General features: G+C 68.4%; 20 protein-coding genes and 1 tRNA gene. 12 read left to right on the top strand and 9 right to left on the bottom strand.

The features are described from left to right. Positions 1–6 precede the first annotated feature (6 nt). Positions 7–804, bottom strand: a complete 798-nt coding sequence (locus G4G29_RS08960) for an inositol monophosphatase family protein (protein WP_244632551.1) — start codon at positions 802–804, stop codon at positions 7–9. A 154-nt stretch (positions 805–958) separates the two neighbouring features. Between G4G29_RS08960 and G4G29_RS08965 the strand changes: the two genes are divergently transcribed. Further along, positions 959–1,031: transfer RNA gene (locus G4G29_RS08965), tRNA-Lys, on the top strand. Positions 1,032–1,105: 74 nt separating this feature from the next. Here the strand turns inward: G4G29_RS08965 and G4G29_RS08970 are convergent. Next, positions 1,106–1,504: an arsenate reductase ArsC gene (locus G4G29_RS08970; RefSeq protein WP_183152546.1), complete on the bottom strand. Its 399-nt coding sequence runs from the start codon at positions 1,502–1,504 to the stop codon at positions 1,106–1,108. 240 nt (positions 1,505–1,744) lie between these two features. Between G4G29_RS08970 and G4G29_RS08975 the strand changes: the two genes are divergently transcribed. Then, the gene (locus tag G4G29_RS08975; protein ID WP_183152547.1) at positions 1,745–2,095 is read left to right on the top strand and encodes a metalloregulator ArsR/SmtB family transcription factor; all 351 of its coding nucleotides are present in this window, start codon (positions 1,745–1,747) and stop codon (positions 2,093–2,095) included. A gap of 69 nt (positions 2,096–2,164) precedes the next feature. Here the strand turns inward: G4G29_RS08975 and G4G29_RS08980 are convergent, their stop codons facing one another. The 4 genes from G4G29_RS08980 to G4G29_RS08995 form a co-directional block, all read right to left on the bottom strand. Beyond that, entirely contained in the window at positions 2,165–2,647 is a 483-nt protein-coding gene (locus G4G29_RS08980) for a YbaK/EbsC family protein (RefSeq protein ID WP_183152548.1), read from the bottom strand. Between the two features lie 95 nt (positions 2,648–2,742). Further along, positions 2,743–3,972, bottom strand: a complete 1,230-nt coding sequence (locus G4G29_RS08985) for an MFS transporter (protein WP_183152549.1) — start codon at positions 3,970–3,972, stop codon at positions 2,743–2,745. Then, positions 3,969–4,403, bottom strand: coding sequence for a MarR family transcriptional regulator (locus G4G29_RS08990; protein WP_183152550.1), 435 nt, complete (start codon positions 4,401–4,403; stop codon positions 3,969–3,971). Before G4G29_RS08990 ends, G4G29_RS08985 begins: the two co-directional genes overlap by 4 nt. A 36-nt stretch (positions 4,404–4,439) precedes the next feature. Next, complete coding sequence (locus G4G29_RS08995; protein WP_183152551.1) at positions 4,440–5,228, bottom strand: IclR family transcriptional regulator; 789 nt, start codon at positions 5,226–5,228, stop codon at positions 4,440–4,442. A gap of 105 nt (positions 5,229–5,333) precedes the next feature. Here G4G29_RS08995 and G4G29_RS09000 point away from each other — a divergent pair, with 105 nt between their 5' ends. The 3 genes from G4G29_RS09000 to G4G29_RS09010 are packed head-to-tail and all read left to right on the top strand — an operon-like array spanning position 5,334 to position 7,952. After that, complete coding sequence (locus G4G29_RS09000; RefSeq protein ID WP_183152552.1) at positions 5,334–6,107, top strand: CoA transferase subunit A; 774 nt, start codon at positions 5,334–5,336, stop codon at positions 6,105–6,107. Position 6,108: 1 nt separating this feature from the next. Continuing rightward, positions 6,109–6,774, top strand: a complete 666-nt coding sequence (locus G4G29_RS09005; protein WP_183152553.1) for a CoA transferase subunit B — start codon at positions 6,109–6,111, stop codon at positions 6,772–6,774. Further along, positions 6,771–7,952, top strand: coding sequence for an acetyl-CoA C-acyltransferase (locus G4G29_RS09010; protein WP_183152554.1), 1,182 nt, complete (start codon positions 6,771–6,773; stop codon positions 7,950–7,952). Before G4G29_RS09005 ends, G4G29_RS09010 begins: the two co-directional genes overlap by 4 nt. A gap of 24 nt (positions 7,953–7,976) precedes the next feature. Here the strand turns inward: G4G29_RS09010 and G4G29_RS09015 are convergent, their stop codons facing one another. From G4G29_RS09015 to G4G29_RS20615, 3 genes are read right to left on the bottom strand one after another with little or no spacing between them, the layout of a single operon-like run. Then, the gene (locus G4G29_RS09015; RefSeq protein WP_183152555.1) at positions 7,977–8,276 is read right to left on the bottom strand and encodes a hypothetical protein; all 300 of its coding nucleotides are present in this window, start codon (positions 8,274–8,276) and stop codon (positions 7,977–7,979) included. Between the two features lie 9 nt (positions 8,277–8,285). Then, positions 8,286–9,335, bottom strand: coding sequence for a PLP-dependent aminotransferase family protein (locus tag G4G29_RS09020; protein ID WP_202045646.1), 1,050 nt, complete (start codon positions 9,333–9,335; stop codon positions 8,286–8,288). Next, a complete protein-coding gene (locus G4G29_RS20615) occupies positions 9,290–9,490 on the bottom strand; it encodes a hypothetical protein (protein ID WP_202045624.1) in 201 nt (66 codons plus the stop codon). The genes G4G29_RS09020 and G4G29_RS20615 overlap by 46 nt, the downstream gene beginning before the upstream one ends. 206 nt (positions 9,491–9,696) lie before the next feature. Here G4G29_RS20615 and G4G29_RS09025 point away from each other — a divergent pair, with 206 nt between their 5' ends. From G4G29_RS09025 to ilvC, 7 genes are all read left to right on the top strand, one after another. Further along, positions 9,697–10,953 carry an MFS transporter gene (locus G4G29_RS09025; protein ID WP_183152556.1) on the top strand — a complete coding sequence of 419 codons (1,257 nt, stop codon included), beginning with the start codon at positions 9,697–9,699 and terminating at the stop codon, positions 10,951–10,953. 68 nt (positions 10,954–11,021) lie between these two features. After that, the gene (locus G4G29_RS09030; RefSeq protein ID WP_183152557.1) at positions 11,022–12,428 is read left to right on the top strand and encodes a trehalose-6-phosphate synthase; all 1,407 of its coding nucleotides are present in this window, start codon (positions 11,022–11,024) and stop codon (positions 12,426–12,428) included. 61 nt (positions 12,429–12,489) lie between these two features. Next, the gene (otsB, locus tag G4G29_RS09035) at positions 12,490–13,473 is read left to right on the top strand and encodes a trehalose-phosphatase (RefSeq protein ID WP_244632552.1); all 984 of its coding nucleotides are present in this window, start codon (positions 12,490–12,492) and stop codon (positions 13,471–13,473) included. Next, positions 13,356–15,002, top strand: a complete 1,647-nt coding sequence (ilvD, locus tag G4G29_RS09040; RefSeq protein ID WP_244632577.1) for a dihydroxy-acid dehydratase — start codon at positions 13,356–13,358, stop codon at positions 15,000–15,002. The genes otsB and ilvD overlap by 118 nt, the downstream gene beginning before the upstream one ends. 51 nt (positions 15,003–15,053) lie before the next feature. Then, positions 15,054–16,856, top strand: coding sequence for an acetolactate synthase large subunit (locus tag G4G29_RS09045; protein ID WP_183152559.1), 1,803 nt, complete (start codon positions 15,054–15,056; stop codon positions 16,854–16,856). Between the two features lie 3 nt (positions 16,857–16,859). Further along, on the top strand, positions 16,860–17,369 hold the full coding sequence (gene ilvN, locus G4G29_RS09050; RefSeq protein WP_183152560.1) for an acetolactate synthase small subunit: 510 nt from the start codon (positions 16,860–16,862) through the stop codon (positions 17,367–17,369). Between the two features lie 78 nt (positions 17,370–17,447). Beyond that, on the top strand, positions 17,448–18,476 hold the full coding sequence (gene ilvC / locus G4G29_RS09055) for a ketol-acid reductoisomerase (protein ID WP_183152561.1): 1,029 nt from the start codon (positions 17,448–17,450) through the stop codon (positions 18,474–18,476). Positions 18,477–18,529 lie beyond the last annotated feature (53 nt).

Below are 18,529 nucleotides of genomic sequence, written 5' to 3' on the forward strand. Positions count from 1 at the left end.
TTCGGATCAGTCGTTCATGAGCTGCAGGAAGTCGTCGTGGAGACGGCCGTTGGTTGCCAGCGTCGATCGCGCCGAGATCGTCTCAGCCCCGTCTGCTGCGGTCATCCTGCCGCCGGCCTCCCGGACGATCGGCACGGCGGCGGCGATGTCGTACTCCTTCACATCGAACTCCGCGACCATCTCGAGTCGACCTTCGGCGAGGAGCATGTACGAATACACATCTCCATACGCGCGATCGCGCCAGACGCGCCCGGCGACCCTCAGCAGGGTCTCGATCCGGCCGGCATCCGACCACTGCGCGATGCTCTGGAAACTCACGCTCGCGTCGTCGAGCGACGACACCGCCGAGGCCTGGATCCGACGGGGTTCTGCTCCCACGGTGGTCCATGCCCCTGCGCCCGTGGCCGCCCACCAGCGACGCCCCAGCGCGGGCATGCTGACGACGCCGACCTGGGGCACGCCGTCGACAGCCAGAGCGATCATCGTTCCCCACAGGGGGACTCCGCGCAGGAAGTTGGCCGTCCCGTCGATCGGATCGACGATCCACTGCCGGTGTGTGCTTCCCTGCGCGCCGAACTCCTCGCCGAAGATCCCGTCATCGGGCCGTTCGGCCTCGAGAATGCGGCGGATCGCCCGTTCGGTCGCGAGATCCGCGTCGGTGACGTGGGAGTTGTCGGCCTTGGTCGATATCTCGAGGTCGGCCGCGTCGAACCGGGGGAGCGACTGTGCGTCGGCGGCATCCGCGAGGCGGAGCGCGAGATCGAGATCGTGGCGCAGGTCATCGGTGAAGGGGGAGGGGGTCACCCTCTCAGAATAGTCGTCGCCTTCACGGCGCCGGAGAGCCGAAAGGCCATGATCCGACGTCAGCAGTGGCGGGGCGCGCCCGGGGTCGCCTCGATTTCGCATGGGGCCGCGCGGCTGGTAATGTAATTCCTCGGTCGGGGTTATCCCGGGCCACGCACCTCTAGCTCAATCGGCAGAGCAACTGACTCTTAATCAGTGGGTTCTCGGTTCAAGTCCGAGGGGGTGCACGGATCAGCCTCGGAAACTCTCGCCAGTCTCCGGGGCTTTTCTGCTGTCCACCCGAGGCCTCCCCGCGAGTGGTTCAGGCCAGGCCCTCCAGAAGGTCCGTGACGCGGCGCTTGATGTCGTCGCGGATGGGGCGCACGGCGCTGAGGTCCAGGCCCGCCGGGTCGTCCAGCTCCCAGTCCTCGTAACGCGTGCCGGGGAAGATCGGGCAGGCGTCGCCGCACCCCATCGTGATGACGACGTCGGAGACCCGCACGTCGTCGGTCGTGAGGATCTGCGGGGTGTTCTCGGTGATGTCGATGCCCTCCTCGGCCATTGCCGCTATCGCGACCGGGTTGATCCGGTCGGCGGGCTCACTGCCGGCAGAGAGGACGCGCACGCGCTCTCCTGCCAGCTCCCGGAGGTACGCCGCGGCCATCTGCGAACGGCCGGCGTTGTGGACGCAGACGAACAGCACGGTGGGTGTCTCGCGCATCTCGGTCTCCTTCTGATCGAGGCGTGTGCAGTCGTCCCTGGTGCACTCAGGGACGACCGGTGATGTCAGCAGCAGCCCGGCGGGCAGCACTCCTGGTCGAGTTCGGGCGGGCAGCCCAGCTCGATGCAGAGGGTGTTGGTATCCATCATGCTCACCTCCTTTCATCGATGTCTATCGATGCATGAGCAAGTGTGCGATGAAACATAGACGACTGTCAATATTCATGAGAGTCTATGTTTCATGCCCGTCGGTGAACTGCTCCCTGTCCGCGACCTTCAAGCGTGCTGCGCTCCGTTGACGCGGGAACCGATAGCGCAGGACACCGCGGAGTCCCTGGCGCGCACGCTGCGAGCTCTGGCGGACCCCGCGAGACTGCGGCTGATCTCGATGGTCGCGGCGCACGAGGGCGGTGAGGCGTGCGTCTGCGACCTCACGGAACCCCTGGGGCTTTCGCAGCCCACGGTGTCGCATCACCTCCGCGTCCTCGCCGAGGCGGGATTCCTCACGCGGTCGAAGCGTGGCACCTGGGCTTACTACCGGCTCGTGCCCGGTTCTCTCGACGGCATCGCCGGACTCCTGACCACGGTGTAGACCTCACGAGGGCCCGTCGCTGTCCCGGGGGACTGCGGGTCCTCCGCCCGCATCCAGAGATCCGCGAGGTCACGCGACCGTGATGACCGTCCCGCCGGTCAGCCGCTGCAGCTGTGCGAAGGTCACCGGCATGACGGTGTGCGGGTGCCCGGCGGCCGCCCACAACGTGCCGTGATCCTGAAGCGCGTCATCGAGGTAGGTGCGCAACGGGGCCGGGTGTCCGACGGGGGCGACGCCGCCGATCGCCTGCCCCGTGGCGGCGCGGACGACGGACGCCGGGGCCATCGACACCTCTGCGGCACCGATGCTCGTAGCGAGGACGGCGAGATCCGCGCGGTGCCCTCCGCTGGTCATCACGAGCACGGGCTCGCCGTCGGCGAGGAACACGAGACTGTTCGCGATCGCCGCGACGTCGCACCCGACGGCGGCCGCTGCCTCGACGGCTGTGCGCGCCGAGTCGGGCAGGACGCGGATGGCGACCTCGATCCCGGCTTCGGACAGGTGCCGGCGCACGACTCTGCTGCGTTCGGGGAGGAGTGCGTCGTCGCTCATCGCCCCCACGATACCCACAGCGGACAGCGGACAGCGGACAGCGGACAGCGAAGACCGGACCGGACCGCGATGATCCGGTCCGGTCCCGATGGAAGTCAGGCCGCGTCGCCGATGAGGATGGCCGCAGCATCCTCGGTGGTCGGATCCGCGGGAGCGTCGTCGATATGTGCGAGCACGCGCCGCCCGAGGAAGATCGTCAGCGCGGCGAGCAGCACGGAAGCCGCGGCGAACAGGTAGGGCACCGTCGCATTGAACGCATGCCACAGCAGTGCGGCGATGGGAGGAGCCATCGCGCCACCCAGGAAGCGCACTGCGGAATAGGCAGAGGACGCGACCGAGCGCGGAAGGTCGGTCGCCTCCATGACCGCCTCCGTGAGCACAGTGTTCATCACGCCGAGGAGCAGGCCGCCGATGACGATGCACGTCACGAGTGCCGCGGGGCTGCTCACGACGAGTCCAGCTGCGATGAGGTCGACGGCGAGGAGGGGCAGCACGACGAGGATGATGCGCGTGCGCGCCATCCGGCGCATCAGGACCGGTGCCACCCAGACACTCGTGACCGCCAGCGCCACACCCCAGCCGAAGAACGTGAATCCGATGCCCATCGCACCGAAGCCGAGGGGGAACGGCGAGAAGGCGAGGAGGACGAAGAAACCGATGTTGTAGAACAGCGCCGTCACGGCGAGGATCGCGAGGGCCGGTCGACGAAGGGCGACGAACGGTGCCGAGAAGGGGACGGGCGTGCGCTTCTCGCCCGGGCCGCGGAGGAGGACGAGCACGGCGACGAAGGCGATCGCCATCAGAGCGACGACGCCGAAGAACGGTCCGCGCCAGCTCTGCTCGCCGAGAAGACCACCCAGCAGCGGACCGACGGCGATGCCGAGGCCGAGCGCCGCTTCATACAGGATGATCGCCGCGCTGCTCCCGCCGGATGCCGCCCCGACGATGGTCGCGAGCGCGGTGGAGATGAAGAGGGCGTTACCGAGTCCCCAGCCGGCGCGGAAACCGATCACCGCGTCCACGCTGCCGCTCAGTGCGCAGAGCAGCGCGAAGACGACGATCAGCCCGAGACCGATGAGCAGCGTGGCCTTCGCACCGATCCGACTCGAGATCCAGCTGGTCACGAGCATGGCCAGCCCCGTCACGAGGAGGTAGCTGGTGAACAGCAGCTCCGTCTCGACAGGCGACGCCTGAAGAGACTCCGCGATGGCAGGGAGGATCGGGTCGACGAGACCGATTCCCATGAAGGCGACGACGCAGGCGAAGGCTACCGCCCATACCTGCGCTGGCTGCTTCCACACCGAGGGGGTGACGGGGGTGTTCACCGGGGTTCTCCTGTTCGATCAGTGGTGTGCGCGGCGAGGATCTCCGCAGCGCGGGTGAGGGTCGACCAGTCGTCATCTGTGAGCGCGGCGAACCTCGGGGCGAGTGTCTCGCGGAACTCCGTGCGCCACTCCGCGAGCGCCGAAGCGCCTCCCGGTGTGATGTCGACGACTGTCGCTCGTGAATCGTCGGGGTCGGGGGAGCGGAGCACGAGTCCTTCGCGCTCCAGACCGCCCAGCAGACGTGTCATGCCGGGCTGTGTGGTGCGCGCAGCCATGGCGAGTTCGCCCACTCTGCGCGACCCTGCCTGCTCCAGCAGGCTCAGCACGCGCCACTGGGCGGCTGGAGCCTCGTTCCCGGCGTCCTGAGCCGCGATGCGGCCCAGTGCATACCCAGAGAGAACCAGGGATGAGATGACCTCCGAGCGATTCATACCACCGAGTATATACCCAGTGGTATGTATATCTCCCTATCGTCGGGAACCGGCGATCCGGGCCGAGAGCTGATGCGCATGGGCGAGCAGGGTGCGTCCGAGGTCTGCCATGCGATCGGGCCCGAACCGGAACTCGACTCCGGTCAGGCTCAGCGCCCACTCCGGGCGCCCGGAACGATCGAACACCGCGGCCCCGATTCCCCAGCTGCCCTCCACGATCAAGCCGGGGTTGACGGCGTATCCGCGCTCCTTGGTCTCGGCGAGGCGCGTGCGCAGAGCGGATCGACGGTGGGAGCGTCCCCACCGGTCCTCGAGCTCAGGGTGTCTCTCCAGATAGCTGTCCACATCGTGGTCGGGAAGGAACGACAGGATCGCCAGACCGGCGCTGGCGACGCCCAGGGGGAATCTGACGCCTTCGCTCAGGACGAAGGAGCGGATCGGGAAGGACCCTTCCTCCCGGAGAAGGCACACGGTCTCGTCTGCGCGGCGCACCGAGAAGAATGCGCTCTCCTCGGTTTTGACGGCGAGCGAGCGCACCACATCGCGCGCGAGAGATGTCACGTCATATCGTGCGGCGGCCACAGAGCCCATGAGGAAGAGTTCCGGGCCGGGCATCCACCTCGTGCTCTCGTCCTCCCGGTCGACGAGCCCTTCGAGCTTCAAGGCGCTCAGGAGGCGGTGGGCCGTCGAGCGTGACAAGTCGGCCGCACGGGCGAGCTCCTGCAACGTCGCTCCGTCGGCGCCGGCGGCAGTCACGAGGCGGAGGAGTCGCGCCGCGCGGGCGATCGCCTGTGCGCCGGGCACGGAGCGTGAGGGTGAGTCCATATCGTGGACACTACGTTCGGATCTGCCCACATCGCAAGATCCGACGGGTGCAGGTGGTCACGGAGGGCGGATGCTGGGAGAAGACACGATTCCGAAGGAGCAGACGTGATCGACAAGCAATGGGGCTCTCCCGCCGAAGCCGTCTCCGACATCCCGGACGGCTCTTCCCTGGCGGTCGGCGGGTTCGGGCTCTCCGGCAACCCGATCGCGCTGATCGAGGCGCTGCTCGCGCAGGGGACCAAGGACCTCAGCGTGGTGAGCAACAACTGCGGCGTCGACGACTGGGGTCTGGGCGTTCTGCTCGCCGCGCAGCGCATCCGCAAGATGACGTCGTCGTACGTGGGGGAGAACAAGGAGTTCGAGAGGCAGTTCCTGAGTGGCGAACTCGAGCTGGAGCTCACACCACAGGGCACCCTTGCGGAGAAGCTCCGAGCAGGAGGCTCCGGCATCGCCGCGTTCTACACGCAGACGGGAGTGGGGACCCAGGTCGCCGAGGGTGGACTGCCGCGCCGATACAACCCTGACGGCAGCGTCGCGGTCGCGTCCCCGGTGAAGGACGTGCGGACCTTCGATGTCGACGGCACTCCGCGCGACTTCGTCCTCGAAGAGGCCATCACGACCGACTTCTCGCTCGTGCACGCGGCACGCGGAGACCGGCACGGCAATCTCGTGTTCAACAAATCCGCCCGGAACTTCAATCCGCTCGCGGCCATGGCCGGACGCATCTGCATCGCGCAGGTGGAGCAGCTCGTCGAGCCGGGAGAACTCGATCCCGACGCGGTCCACCTGCCCGGTGTCTTCGTGCATCGCATCGTCGAGGTCGGGAGCGACATCCCGAAGCGCATCGAACGGCGCACCGTCGCCACGGAAGGAGCCTGAGATGGCGCTCACCAGAGACCAGATGGCCGCGCGGGCGGCGGCGGAGCTGCGTGACGGCTCCTACGTCAACCTCGGCATCGGTCTGCCGACGCTCGTGCCCAACCACGTGCCGAGCGATGTGACGGTCGTGCTCCAATCGGAGAACGGAATCCTCGGCGTCGGCCCGTACCCGCGGGAGGACGCCGTCGACCCGGACCTCATCAACGCGGGCAAAGAGACGGTCACCACCCTGCCCGGTGCCGCGTTCTTCGACTCGGCGACGAGCTTCGGCATGATCCGCGGCGGCAAGATCGATGCCGCGATCCTCGGCGCCATGCAGGTGTCAGCGACGGGCGACCTCGCGAACTGGATGATCCCCGGGAAGATGGTCAAGGGACCGGGCGGCGCCATGGACCTCGTGCACGGCGCCGGTCGGGTCATCGTGCTCATGGAGCATGTCGCGAAGGACGGCACCGCGAAGATCGTGGACGAGTGCTCCCTGCCGTTGACCGGTCGGGGAGTGGTCGACCGTATCATCACCGACCTCGCCGTGATCGACGTCACGGCCGCAGGACTCGTGCTCGTCGAGACCGCGCCGGGAGTCACCGTGGAAGACGTCATCACCGCCACGCAGCCACCGCTCACCCTCGCCCCCGCTCTCCACAACGGAAGGACCCAGGAATCATGACAGAGAACGATGTCGTCGTCGTCGCCGCGGCGCGCACCCCGCAGGGACGGCTGAAGGGGCAGCTCGCCGCGTTCACGGCCCCGCAGCTCGGGGCGCTCGCGATCCGCGGAGCTCTCGAGCAGGCTGCCGTCGATCCGGCGGCGGTGGACGCCGTCATCGTCGGGCAAGTGCTCGCCGCCGGCTCGGGACAGAACGCGGCGCGTCAGGCGGCGATCGGCGCCGGTATCGGCTGGGACGTGCCTGCGCACTCCGTGAACAAGGTCTGCCTCTCGGGCCTCACGGCGATCATCGACGCGGCACGGATGATCCGCACGGGCGATGCCGAGGTGGTCGTCGCTGCGGGCATGGAGTCGATGACCCGCGCCCCGCACATGCTGATGGGATCCCGCGACGGTTGGGCCTACGGCAGCGTGGAAGTCCTCGACCATATGGCGTATGACGGACTCACGGACGCCTACGACAGGGAGAGCATGGGCGCCTCCACCGAGCGGCACAACGCGCGGTATGAGCTCACGCGCGAGGCGCAGGATCGGGTCGCGGCGCTGTCGCACCAGCGCGCGGACGCGGCTCAGGAAGCCGGCGTGTTCGACGCGGAGATCATCCCCGTCGAGGTGCCGCAGCGGCGCGGTGAGCCCGTGCGGGTGACGACGGACGAGGGCGTCCGCCCCGACACGACCGAAGAGACCCTCGCCAGGCTCCGAGCGGCATTCGCCGAGGGAGGATCGATCACGGCGGGAAACTCCTCTCAGATCTCCGACGGCGCCTCCGCCGTGGTCGTGACGACCCGGCGCACGGCCGAGAGCAGGAACTGGCCGGTCCTCGCGACGATCGGGGCGAGCGGACAGACCGCCGGACCCGACAACTCCTGCAGGCGCAGCCGGCGCGGGCGATCGAGCGCGTGCGAGAAGCAGGGGATCGCTCCGTCGAAGCTCGACGTCGTGGAGATCAACGAGGCCTTCGGTGCCGTCGTGGCGCGGTCACAGGTCGAACTCGGCCTCGACGAGGGAATCGTGAACGTGCACGGCGGGGGCATCGCGATCGGGCATCCGATCGGCGCATCCGGCAATCGCCTCGTCGTGCACGCCGTCCACGAACTCGTGCGCCGAGGAGGCGGGACAGCGGCCGTCGGGCTGTGCGGTGGCGGCGGTCAGGGCGAGGCGCTGATCCTCACGCGGTGAGTCCTGCGCCGAGGGCGCCCGGTGTCAGCGCCGAGCGTCCTTGGCGTGGTCCTGAGTGTCGGCGAGCGCCTTCTGCGAGCGGAACTGGAGCCGCTGGGCCTTCTTCGCCTTCTTGACGGACTGCGGGGAGTCGGCATCGACGAGCACGCCGCGTCGTTCGCGGTTCATGTCGACCACCGCACCCACGGCCAGTGCCATCGTGATGCCCCAGCTCAGCCAGGACAGCAGGGCACGCCAGGTGATGGGCTGTTCGCGGCTGCCTCGCAACAGCGAGATCCCTGCTGAGATCGCAGCGATGAGTCCGGTGCTGAAGAGGTAGCGCATTCCCCAACGCTACCTTCCCGTACCCCAGCTCGCACCGAGCCTTGACAAGCCCGCGGTGATCCTGGCAGGGGCGTACGTCGTGAACGACAGACGGAGTGTCCGCGGATCCGGGGTTCCGGAGTAGAACGAGAGGCCGGGGACGTAGGCGACGTCGTTGCTCAAGGCACCCGAGAGCGACTCTGCGGCATCGAACCCCTCCGGCAGTCGCGCCCAGACGAACATGCCGCCGTCCGGTCGGTTCCAAGCGCTCCCGGGGGGCAGCGCGTCGGGGAGGGCATCGAGCATCGCATCGCGTCGAGCCGCGTACGCCTCCCGGATGCGTGCGAGCGCGGAATCGCTGCGGCCGGAGGCGAGGTAGTGCGCTGCAGCCGCCTGGTCGACGGTCGAGGTGTGGAGATCCGCGGCCTGCTTGGCGATCGTGATCGAGGGGCGGATGTCCGGAGTCGCCCTGACCCAGCCGATGCGCAGGCCGGGGGCGATCACCTTCGAGAAGCTCCCGAGACTGATGACGTGCTCCGGCGCGTACTCGGCGAGCGACGGTAACGGATCGCCCGAGTAACGCAGCTCGCGATAGGGCTCGTCTTCGACGATGCGGAACCCCCGGCGTCGAGCGATGTCCGCGATCCCGCTGCGGGCGGCGACATCGTGCGTCCGGCCGGTGGGGTTCTGGAACGTGGGCACGGAGTAGAAGAACCGCGGCCGGTGCTCGGCGGCGAGCTGCTCCAGGGCATCGAGATCGAGTTCGTCGTCCACATAGGGAACACCGATCACCCGAGCACCCGCCAGCGCGAAGGTCTGCAGCGCTGCGAGGTAACAAGGCTCTTCCACCAGCACGGTGTCGCCCGGATCTATCAGCGCCGTCGAGATGAGTCCGAGACCCTGCTGCGAGCCGGTCGTGACGATCAGGTCGGAGGCCTCGGTGGGAAGCCCGCCGGCGGTGTAGCGCCTTGCGATCTCGTCCCGCAGGCGCGGGTCTCCCTCCGAAGTGGAGTACTGGAGCGCGCCGGGGGCTTTCAGCGCCGCATCGAACGCGCTCCGGATCCCTTCGAGGTCGAACAGCTCGGGTGCGGGAGTCCTCCGGCGAACGAGATGACCTCGGGACGCTGCGTCAGGGCCAGCAGATCCCGCACCGGAGAGGTCTTCGCGCTCCCCACGCGCTGCGACCGCGCGGGGAGATCGAGCGTCGGGACGGCGGCCTGCGGCTCTGGGGGCACGGGGATCCTCCTCGGAACGAGCGGGTGCGGGGTGACGCCAGACTAGACCCGTCGCGCACCGATCGTCTCAGTGCCGGCTCTCGGAGCGTCCGCTATCCTGGGACCGTCGCGGCTCGCCCGCGGCCGCACACCGTGTATCTACCGGCCGTCGGCACTCCGACGGACAGCGGCGGCACCCGATATCGCGTCGTCGACGCGCGAGAGCCATGACACACGCAACAGCATCCCCGCGCACCCTGGAGCCGAGCCTGCTCCGCCTCGCCGGTCTTCCCTACTTCCTCATCGCCTTCATCGCGCGGCTTCCGTTCGCCATGATGGTGGTCGGCGTCCTCACGGTGGTGGTCTCGGCGCGGGGCTCCCTCTCGCTCGGCGGACTCACCTCGGCCGCAGTGGGACTGGGAACCGCATGCTTCGGTCCTCTCCTCGGCGCCGCCGCGGACCGCTTCGGCCAGCGTGTAGTGCTCGTGGTGCTCGCTCTCGCGAACGGTGCGATGCTCCTGCTGTTCACCGCCGTCGTCTACGGCGCGGCGGCGGACGGCTTCGTGCTCTTGGCGGCGGTGGGCATCGGCGCGACAGCTCCGCAGGTGGCTCCGCTCTCGCGGTCGCGCCTGGTCACGATCATCGGTGAGCGGATGCCCGAGTCCCGACGCGACAAGACCGTCTCGGGCACGATGGCCTACGAGTCGGCCGCCGACGAGACCGTGTTCGTGTTCGGGCCGTTCCTGGTCGGCATCCTCGCGTCCGCGATCGCGCCGTGGGCACCTCTCGTGGGCGCCGCCGTGCTCACCGTGGTGTTCGTCGGGGCTTTCGCATTGCACCCCAGCGGCCGCCACGTCTCGCAGGATCGGGATGCGCACGGCCGTGCGCCGTCGGCCGTCTCCGAACTGTTCCGTCCCGCGGTGCTGATCGTCGTCCTCGGGATCCTCGGGGTGGGGATCTTCTTCGGCACGATGCTCACCTCGCTCACGTCGTTCATGGCCGATCGAGGTGCGCCGGAACAGGCCGGTCTCCTCTACGGGGTCATGGGCGTCGGCTCGGCGCTTCTCGCCCTGGGCGTCGCGTGGCTGCCTGCCCGGTTCTCGATGCGCGCTCGGTGGCTCGTCTTCGCCGGCATCCTGCTGGCGGGCACGCTGCTGCTCGGCTTCGTCGACTCTCCCGCCACCATGATGGTGGCGCTCGCGATCATGGGGATCGGCATCGGCCCGACGCTGGTGACCCAGTACAGCTTCGGGGCCGCGCGCAGCCCGCGCGGTCGTTCGGCGACCGTGATGACGATGCTCGGCTCGGGAGTCGTAGTGGGGCAGTCGATCGGTGCGGCGGTCGCGGGGGAGATCGCGGAGAACCTCGGCACAGCTGCGGCGCTCGTCCTGCCGATGGTCGCGGCTCTCATCGCCTTCGCCGCCGGTGTGGCGAACTGGTTCCTCAGCGCAGAGCATCCCGCCCGCCGGCCTGTCAAGGGCTGAGGCCGTCGGCGGCACGATCGCGCCATCCTCGATAGGTTGGAGTCAACCGCTGGCGTGAGGAGCCCCACTTGACCGCTGCAGATTTCGTCGTCGTCGCTAACCGGCTGCCCGTCGACCGGGTGGAGGGACCTGACGGCGAGGAGATCTGGCGCACGTCCCCCGGAGGGCTGGTGGCCGCACTCGAGCCGATGATGCGCACCGCGAACGGCGCCTGGGTGGGCTGGCCGGGGCAGGCCGACGTCGAACTCGCACCGTTCGAAGCCGACGGGATCGACCTCGTTCCGGTCGCGCTGAGCGCCCAGGAGGTGGCCGAGTACTACGAAGGATTCGCGAACGACACGATCTGGCCGCTGTATCACGATGTGATCGCTCCGCCGCAGTACCACCGCGAGTGGTGGGAGGCGTATGTCACGGTGAATCGCCGGTTCGCCGAGGCGGCGGCCGCTGTCGTGGCCGAGGAGGGCACCGTCTGGGTGCATGACTACCAGCTGCAACTCGTGCCGCAGATGGTCCGCGAACTCCGCCCCGACGTGACGATCGGGTACTTCCACCACATCCCGTTCCCCGCACATGGGCTCTACGCGCAGCTGCCCTGGCGCGACCAGGTGCTGCGTGGCCTCCTCGGAGCCGACGTCATCGGCTTCCAGCGGGCGCAGGACGCGACGTACTTCCTCACCGCGGTCCGCCGCCGACTCCGCTACGAGGTCAAAGGACCGAACATCGCCGTCCCGGAGGGCGACGGTGTGCGCACCGCGCTGGCACGCGCGTTCCCGATCTCCATCGACACCACGCCCTACCTCGAGCTCGCCGCGCGCGAGGACGTGCGAGCACGCGCCGCCGAGATCCGCGCGAGCCTCGGCAACCCGAAGCGCATCCTGCTCGGAGTCGACCGTCTCGACTACACCAAGGGGATCCGCCACCGGATCAAGGCATACGGCGAACTGCTCGCGGAAGGCCGGCTCAAGGTCGAGGATGTGACTCTCGTCCAGGTCGCGAGTCCCAGCCGAGAGCGGGTCGACGCCTATGTGCACCTGCGGGACGAGATCGAACTCGCCGTGAGCAGGATCAACGGCGACACCGACACGATGGGCCACTCCGCGATCCGCTACCTCCACCAGGGCTATCCGCGTGAGGAGATGGTCGCGCTCTACCTCGCCGCGGATGTGATGCTGGTGACGGCTCTCCGTGACGGGATGAACCTCGTCGCCAAGGAATACGTCGCTACCCGCGTCGACGACCGCGGCGTGCTCGTGCTGAGCGAGTTCACCGGGGCCGCGGACGAGCTGCGCCAGGCCGTGCGCGTCAACCCGCACGACATCGAGGGCCTCAAGGATGCGATCATGACGGCCGTGGAGATGCCCCCGGCGGAGCAGGGACGTCGCATGCGTTCTCTGCGCAGGCGTGTCCTGGACAACGACGTCGACGCCTGGTCGTCGTCGTTCCTCGCCGCCCTCGCCGAAGTACGGGCCCGCTGACATCCCTCGACCCCGTGATACTGGGTTCACCCCCTGTGATTGGAGACGCCGTGACGCGCCCTTGGACCCCGGAACCGCTGACGCCGATCTCGCAGCGCTGGCCGCGACCCCGCGCCTGGTGGTCGCGCTCGACTTCGACGGGACCGCATCCCCGCTCGTCCCCGAGCCGATGGCGGCGCGGGCGCTGCCAGAGGTCACCGCCCAGGTCGAACGGCTCGCCGCGCTGCCCGATACCGTGGTCGCCTACGTGTCTGGGCGGAGCATGCACGACCTCCGTGTGATCACCGAGCACACCGACGACTCGGCGATCGCCCTGGCGGGTTCGCACGGTGTCCAGTACTGGTTCCCCGGTGAGGGTGACACCGACGCGGGAGGTCAGGCCGAGGAGGACGGCACGCGCGAAGAGCTCTGGGCCGCCGCGAAGCCGATCATCGACCGCTACGAGGGCGCGGAGTTCGAACCCAAGACCTTCGGCATGGGTGTGCACACGCGTCGGGCGGACCCCGAGACCGAGGAGCGCGTGTTCGCGGAGATCGACGCACTGGTGCGCGAGCGGTTCCCGCACTGGCGTCGACGTGCAGGACACCGTGTGCTCGAGTTCTCCTCGCGCGCCGAGGGCAAGGACGCGGCGATGAGCGCCCTCCGGCAGCGGTTCGACGCCACCGGCATCCTGTTCGCCGGCGACGACGTCACCGACGAGGATGCGATGCGCGTGCTCGGCGCAGGCGACCTCGGCGTCAGGGTCGGCCCGGGGAGAGCGCCGCGACACTCCGTGTGGAGACTCCACAACAGATCGCCGCGCTTCTGGAGGCGCTCGCGGACGAACGCACCTCCGCACAGCAATAGACTTCCGTCATGTCCTCGCATGATCCCTCCAGCAGCGCGCCCATCGACATCAAGCCCCGCAGCCGCGTCGTCACCGACGGCATCGAGGCCACGACCTCCCGCGGCATGCTCCGTGCCGTCGGGATGGGTGACGCCGACTGGGACAAACCGCAGATCGGCATCGCGTCCAGCTGGAACGAGATCACACCCTGCAACCTGAGCCTCGATCGACTCGCGCAGGGCGCCAAGGAAGGCGTGCACTCCGGCGGTGGCTACCCGCTGCAGTTCGGGACGATCTCGGTGTCGGACGGCATCTCCATGGGCCACGAGGGGATGCACTTCTCACTCGTCTCCCGTGAGGTCATCGCCGACTCCGTCGAGACCGTCATGATGGCCGAGCGCCTCGACGGCTCTGTGCTGCTCGCCGGTTGCGACAAGTCGATCCCCGGGATGCTCATGGCGAGTGCGCGGCTCGACCTGTCGAGCGTGTTCCTGTACGCCGGCTCGATCGCCCCCGGCTGGGTCAAGCTCTCGGACGGCACCGAGAAGGACGTCACGATCATCGACTCGTTCGAGGCGGTCGGCGCGTGCCGTGCCGGTCTCATGAGCGAGGAAGACCTCAAGCGCATCGAATGTGCGATCGCCCCGGGCGAAGGCGCCTGCGGCGGCATGTACACCGCGAACACCATGGCCTCGGTCGCGGAAGCCCTCGGGCTGAGCCTCCCGGGGTCGGCCGCTCCGCCCGCCGCAGACCGCCGCCGCGACTACTACGCCCACCGTTCGGGCGAGGCCGTCGTGAACCTCCTGCGCCAGGGCATCACGACCCGCGACATCCTCACCAAGGAGGCGTTCGAGAACGCGATCGCGCTGGCGATGGCTCTCGGCGGCTCGACGAATGTGGTGCTGCACCTGCTCGCGATCGCCCGTGAGGCCGACGTCGAGCTGAGCCTGCACGACTTCAACCGCATCGGCGACAAGGTGCCGCACGTCGCCGATATGAAGCCGTTCGGCAAGTACGTCATGAACGACGTCGACCGCCACGGGGGCATCCCCGTGATCATGAAGGCGATGCTCGACGAGGGCCTGCTGCACGGCGATGCGCTGACCGTCACCGGCAAGACGCTCGCCGAGAACCTCGCAGGTCTCGACCCGCAGCCGATCGACGGCGAGGTCATCCACACGTTCGACAACCCCATCCACGCGACCGGTGGCCTCACGATCCTGCACGGATCGCTGGCCCCTGAGGGCGCCGTGGTCAAGACCGCCGGGTTCGATGCGGCCGTCTTCGAAGGACCCGCGCGCGTGTTCGAGCGTGAGCGCGCCGCGATGGATGCCGTCGCCGAGGGTGAGATCGAGCCGGGCACGGTCATCGTGATCCGCTACGAGGGTCCCAAGGGCGGGCCCGGCATGCGGGAGATGCTCGCGATCACCGCCGCCATCAAGGGCGCGGGGCTCGGAAAAGATGTACTACTCTTGACTGACGGACGATTCTCAGGCGGCACAACCGGCCTGTGCATCGGCCACATAGCACCCGAAGCGGTGGACGCAGGTCCAATCGCCTTCGTGCGCGATGGTGATCTGATACGGGTCGATATCGCAGCTCGCTCTCTCGATCTACTCGTCGATGAGGCAGAGCTCGCCTCCCGCCGCTCTGGCTGGGAGCCGCTTCCCCCGCGCTATACCCGAGGCGTTCTTGCCAAGTACTCGCGCCTCGTGCGGTCCGCCGCCGAGGGAGCGACCACCGGCTGACCCGGACGCTCCGGCATCCGGCGTCCTCCACAGATCACCAGAAGGAAAGTCATGACTGCTGACTCCGCCCCGGCCGTGCCGAGGCCGCCCGCCCGTCAATCGTCTGCGCCGGAGATCACCGGCGCCGAGGCCGTCGTCCGTTCCCTCGAGCTGCTCGGCGTCACCGACGTGTTCGGGCTTCCCGGGGGAGCGATCCTCCCCGTCTACGACCCGCTGATGGACGCCTCCGAGCTGCGCCACATCCTTGTGCGCCACGAGCAGGGCGCAGGACACGCGGCCGAGGGCTACGCATCGGCGTCCGGCAAGGTCGGCGTGTGCATCGCGACCTCGGGACCGGGGGCGACCAACCTCGTCACCGCGATCGCCGACGCCTACATGGACTCGGTGCCGATGCTGGCCATCACCGGCCAGGTGTTCTCGACGCTGATGGGGACGGATGCATTCCAGGAGGCGGACATCGTGGGTATCACGATGCCGATCACCAAGCACTCGTTCCTGGTGAAGGACGCCGCCGACATCCCCGGCGCCATCGCCGCAGCCTACGAGATCGCGGGCACCGGTCGACCCGGACCCGTGCTCGTGGACATCACGAAGGACGCGCAGCAGGCGACGGCGCCGTTCGTGTGGCCGCCCAAGATCGACCTGCCAGGCTACCGTCCGGTGACCAAGGCGCACGGCAAGCAGATCCAGGCAGCCGCGACTCTGCTCGCCGAGGCCAAGAAGCCGGTGCTGTACGTCGGCGGCGGTGTGATCCGCGGCAAGGCGTCGGCAGAGCTGCTCGAGCTGGCCGAGTCGACCGGTGCTCCCGTGGTCACCACGCTCATGGCGCGCGGTGCCTTCCCCGACTCGCACCCGCAGCACCTCGGCATGCCGGGCATGCACGGCACGGTTCCTGCGGTGCTGGCCCTCCAGGAGGCCGATCTCCTGGTGTCGCTCGGCGCCCGCTTCGACGACCGCGTGACGGGCAAGGCGGCGCTCTTCGCGCCCAACGCAAAGGTCGTGCACGTCGACATCGACCCGGCCGAGATCTCCAAGATCCGCACCGCCGATGTCCCGATCGTGGGTGACGTCCGTGATGTGCTGACCGACCTCGATGCCGCGTTCCGCGGTGCGACGGCCAGCACGACGCCGGACATCGAGGAGTGGTGGTCGTACCTCGATGGGCTGCGCACCGAGTTCCCGCTGGGATTCGCACCGACCACCGACGGTCTCCTCGCCCCGCAGTACGTGATCCAGCGGATCGGCGAGCTCACCGGCCCCGAGGGCATCTTCGCCTCGGGCGTCGGACAGCACCAGATGTGGGCCGCGCAGTTCATCAAGTACGAGCGTCCGAACGCCTGGCTGAACTCGGGCGGTGCGGGCACGATGGGATACTCCGTGCCCGCGGCGATGGGGGCGAAGGTCGCCGAGCCGGAGCGTCCGGTCTGGGCGATCGACGGAGACGGCTGCTTCCAGATGACGAATCAGGAACTCGCGACCTGCACGATCAACAACATCCCGATCAAGGTCGCGATCATCAACAACTCTTCTCTGGGCATGGTCCGCCAGTGGCAGACGCTGTTCTACGACGGACGTCACTCGAACACCGACCTCAACACCGGGCACGGCACGATCCGCATCCCCGACTTCGTGAAGCTCGCGGAGGCGTACGGCTGCCTCGCGATCCGCGTGGAGAAGGAGGAGGAGGTGGATGCCGCCATCCAGCTCGCTCTCGAGACGAACGACCGCCCCGTGGTGATCGACTTCGTGGTGAGCGCCGACTCCATGGTGTGGCCGATGGTGCCGCAGGGTGTCAGCAACAGCTACGTCCAGTACGCCCGTGACCACGCGCCCGCATTCGACGAGGAGGACTGAGCCATGTCGACCCACGTCCTGAGCCTGCTGGTGGAGAACACCCCCGGTCTTCTCACCCGTGTCGCCGGGCTCTTCGCCCGCCGCGGCTTCAACATCGACTCCCTCGCCGTCGGCGTGACCGAGGTGCCGGGAATCTCGCGGATCACCGTCGTCGTCGACGTCGACGAACTCCCGCTCGAGCAGGTCACGAAGCAGCTCAACAAGCTGATCAACGTGATCAAGATCGTCGAGCTCGATTTCTCGACCTCCGTCCAGCGCGAGCACATGCTCGTGAAGGTGCGGACCGACAACGCCACACGGTCGAACGTGATCGAGGTCGTGAACCTCTTCCGCGCGTCGGTTGTGGACTACGCCGCCGACGCCCTGGTGATCGAGGTCACCGGCGACAAGGGCAAGGTCGACGCGATGCTCCGTGCACTCGAACCATTCGGGATCAAGGAGATCGCGCAGTCCGGCCTCCTCGCCATCGGCCGCGGCGGCAAGAGCATCACCGAGCGCGTCCTGCGCGGCTGAACCGAGAAACTCACCGGGTACCGCGCTGCCGTGGGCCCCGATACGACACGAATCGCAACGAACAAGGAGAAACACAAAGTGAGCACCGAGATCTTCTACGACGCCGACGCCGACCTGTCCCTGATCCAGGGCAAGAAGGTCGCGATCGTCGGCTACGGCTCGCAGGGCCACGCCCACGCGCAGAACCTGCGCGACTCGGGCGTCGAGGTCGCCATCGCGCTCAAGGAGGGCTCCAAGTCCGCAGCCAAGGCGGAGGAGGCCGGATTCCCGGTCAAGACCGTCGCCGAGGCCACCGAGTGGGCCGACGTGATCATGATCCTCGCGCCGGACCAGCACCAGCGCATCATCTACAGCGAGTCCATCGCGCCGAACCTGACGGCGGGCAAGACCCTCGCCTTCGCGCACGGCTTCAACATCCGCTTCGGCTACATCGATGCTCCCGAGGGCGTCGACGTGATCCTGGTCGCCCCGAAGGCGCCTGGACACACGGTCCGTCGCGAGTTCGTCGCCGGTCGCGGTATCCCGGACATCATCGCCGTCGAGTGCGACGCATCGGGTCACGCCTGGGACCTGGCGCTCTCGTACGCGAAGGCCATCGGCGGCACCCGCGCCGGCGTCATCAAGACGACCTTCACCGAAGAGACCGAGACCGACCTGTTCGGCGAGCAGGCCGTGCTCTGCGGTGGTGTGAGCCACCTCGTCCAGGCCGGGTTCGAGACGCTCACCGAGGCGGGCTACCAGCCGCAGATCGCCTACTTCGAGGTGCTGCACGAGCTCAAGCTCATCGTCGACCTGATGTGGGAGGGCGGCATCGCCAAGCAGCGCTGGTCGATCTCCGACACGGCCGAGTTCGGCGACTACGTCTCGGGCCCGCGCGTGATCGACGAGCGCGTCAAGGAGAGCATGCAGGGCGTGCTGGCCGACATCCAGTCGGGTGCCTTCGCGAAGCGCTTCATCGACGACCAGGACAACGGCGCCGAGGAGTTCCTGGCGCTGCGCGCCAAGGAGGAGCAGCACCCCATCGAGGTGACCGGCAAGGAGCTGCGATCGCTCTTCGCGTGGAAGCAGCAGGACGAGGACTACGTCGACGGCAGCGCCGCGCGCTGATCCTCTCATCGACGAAAGAACGGGCGTCCCTTCCGGGGCGCCCGTTCTCTCGT

This window comes from Microbacterium sp. Se63.02b, from assembly GCF_014171575.1.
Classification (GTDB): Bacteria; Actinomycetota; Actinomycetes; order Actinomycetales; family Microbacteriaceae; genus Microbacterium.

What these genes read in the sequence shown, in the direction of transcription:
- G4G29_RS08975 (WP_183152547.1), top strand. Translation starts at nt 1,745, where the DNA reads ATGCCCGTCGGTGAACTGCTCCCTGTCCGCGACCTTCAAGCGTGCTGC.
- G4G29_RS09015 (WP_183152555.1), bottom strand. Translation starts at nt 8,276, where the DNA reads ATGCGCTACCTCTTCAGCACCGGACTCATCGCTGCGATCTCAGCAGGG.
- G4G29_RS09045 (WP_183152559.1), top strand. Translation starts at nt 15,054, where the DNA reads ATGACTGCTGACTCCGCCCCGGCCGTGCCGAGGCCGCCCGCCCGTCAA.
- G4G29_RS09010 (WP_183152554.1), top strand. Translation starts at nt 6,771, where the DNA reads ATGACAGAGAACGATGTCGTCGTCGTCGCCGCGGCGCGCACCCCGCAG.
- G4G29_RS08980 (WP_183152548.1), bottom strand. Translation starts at nt 2,647, where the DNA reads ATGAGCGACGACGCACTCCTCCCCGAACGCAGCAGAGTCGTGCGCCGG.
- G4G29_RS09005 (WP_183152553.1), top strand. Translation starts at nt 6,109, where the DNA reads ATGGCGCTCACCAGAGACCAGATGGCCGCGCGGGCGGCGGCGGAGCTG.
- ilvN (WP_183152560.1), top strand. Translation starts at nt 16,860, where the DNA reads ATGTCGACCCACGTCCTGAGCCTGCTGGTGGAGAACACCCCCGGTCTT.
- G4G29_RS09025 (WP_183152556.1), top strand. Translation starts at nt 9,697, where the DNA reads ATGACACACGCAACAGCATCCCCGCGCACCCTGGAGCCGAGCCTGCTC.
- G4G29_RS08970 (WP_183152546.1), bottom strand. Translation starts at nt 1,504, where the DNA reads ATGCGCGAGACACCCACCGTGCTGTTCGTCTGCGTCCACAACGCCGGC.
- G4G29_RS08990 (WP_183152550.1), bottom strand. Translation starts at nt 4,403, where the DNA reads ATGAATCGCTCGGAGGTCATCTCATCCCTGGTTCTCTCTGGGTATGCA.
- G4G29_RS08995 (WP_183152551.1), bottom strand. Translation starts at nt 5,228, where the DNA reads ATGGACTCACCCTCACGCTCCGTGCCCGGCGCACAGGCGATCGCCCGC.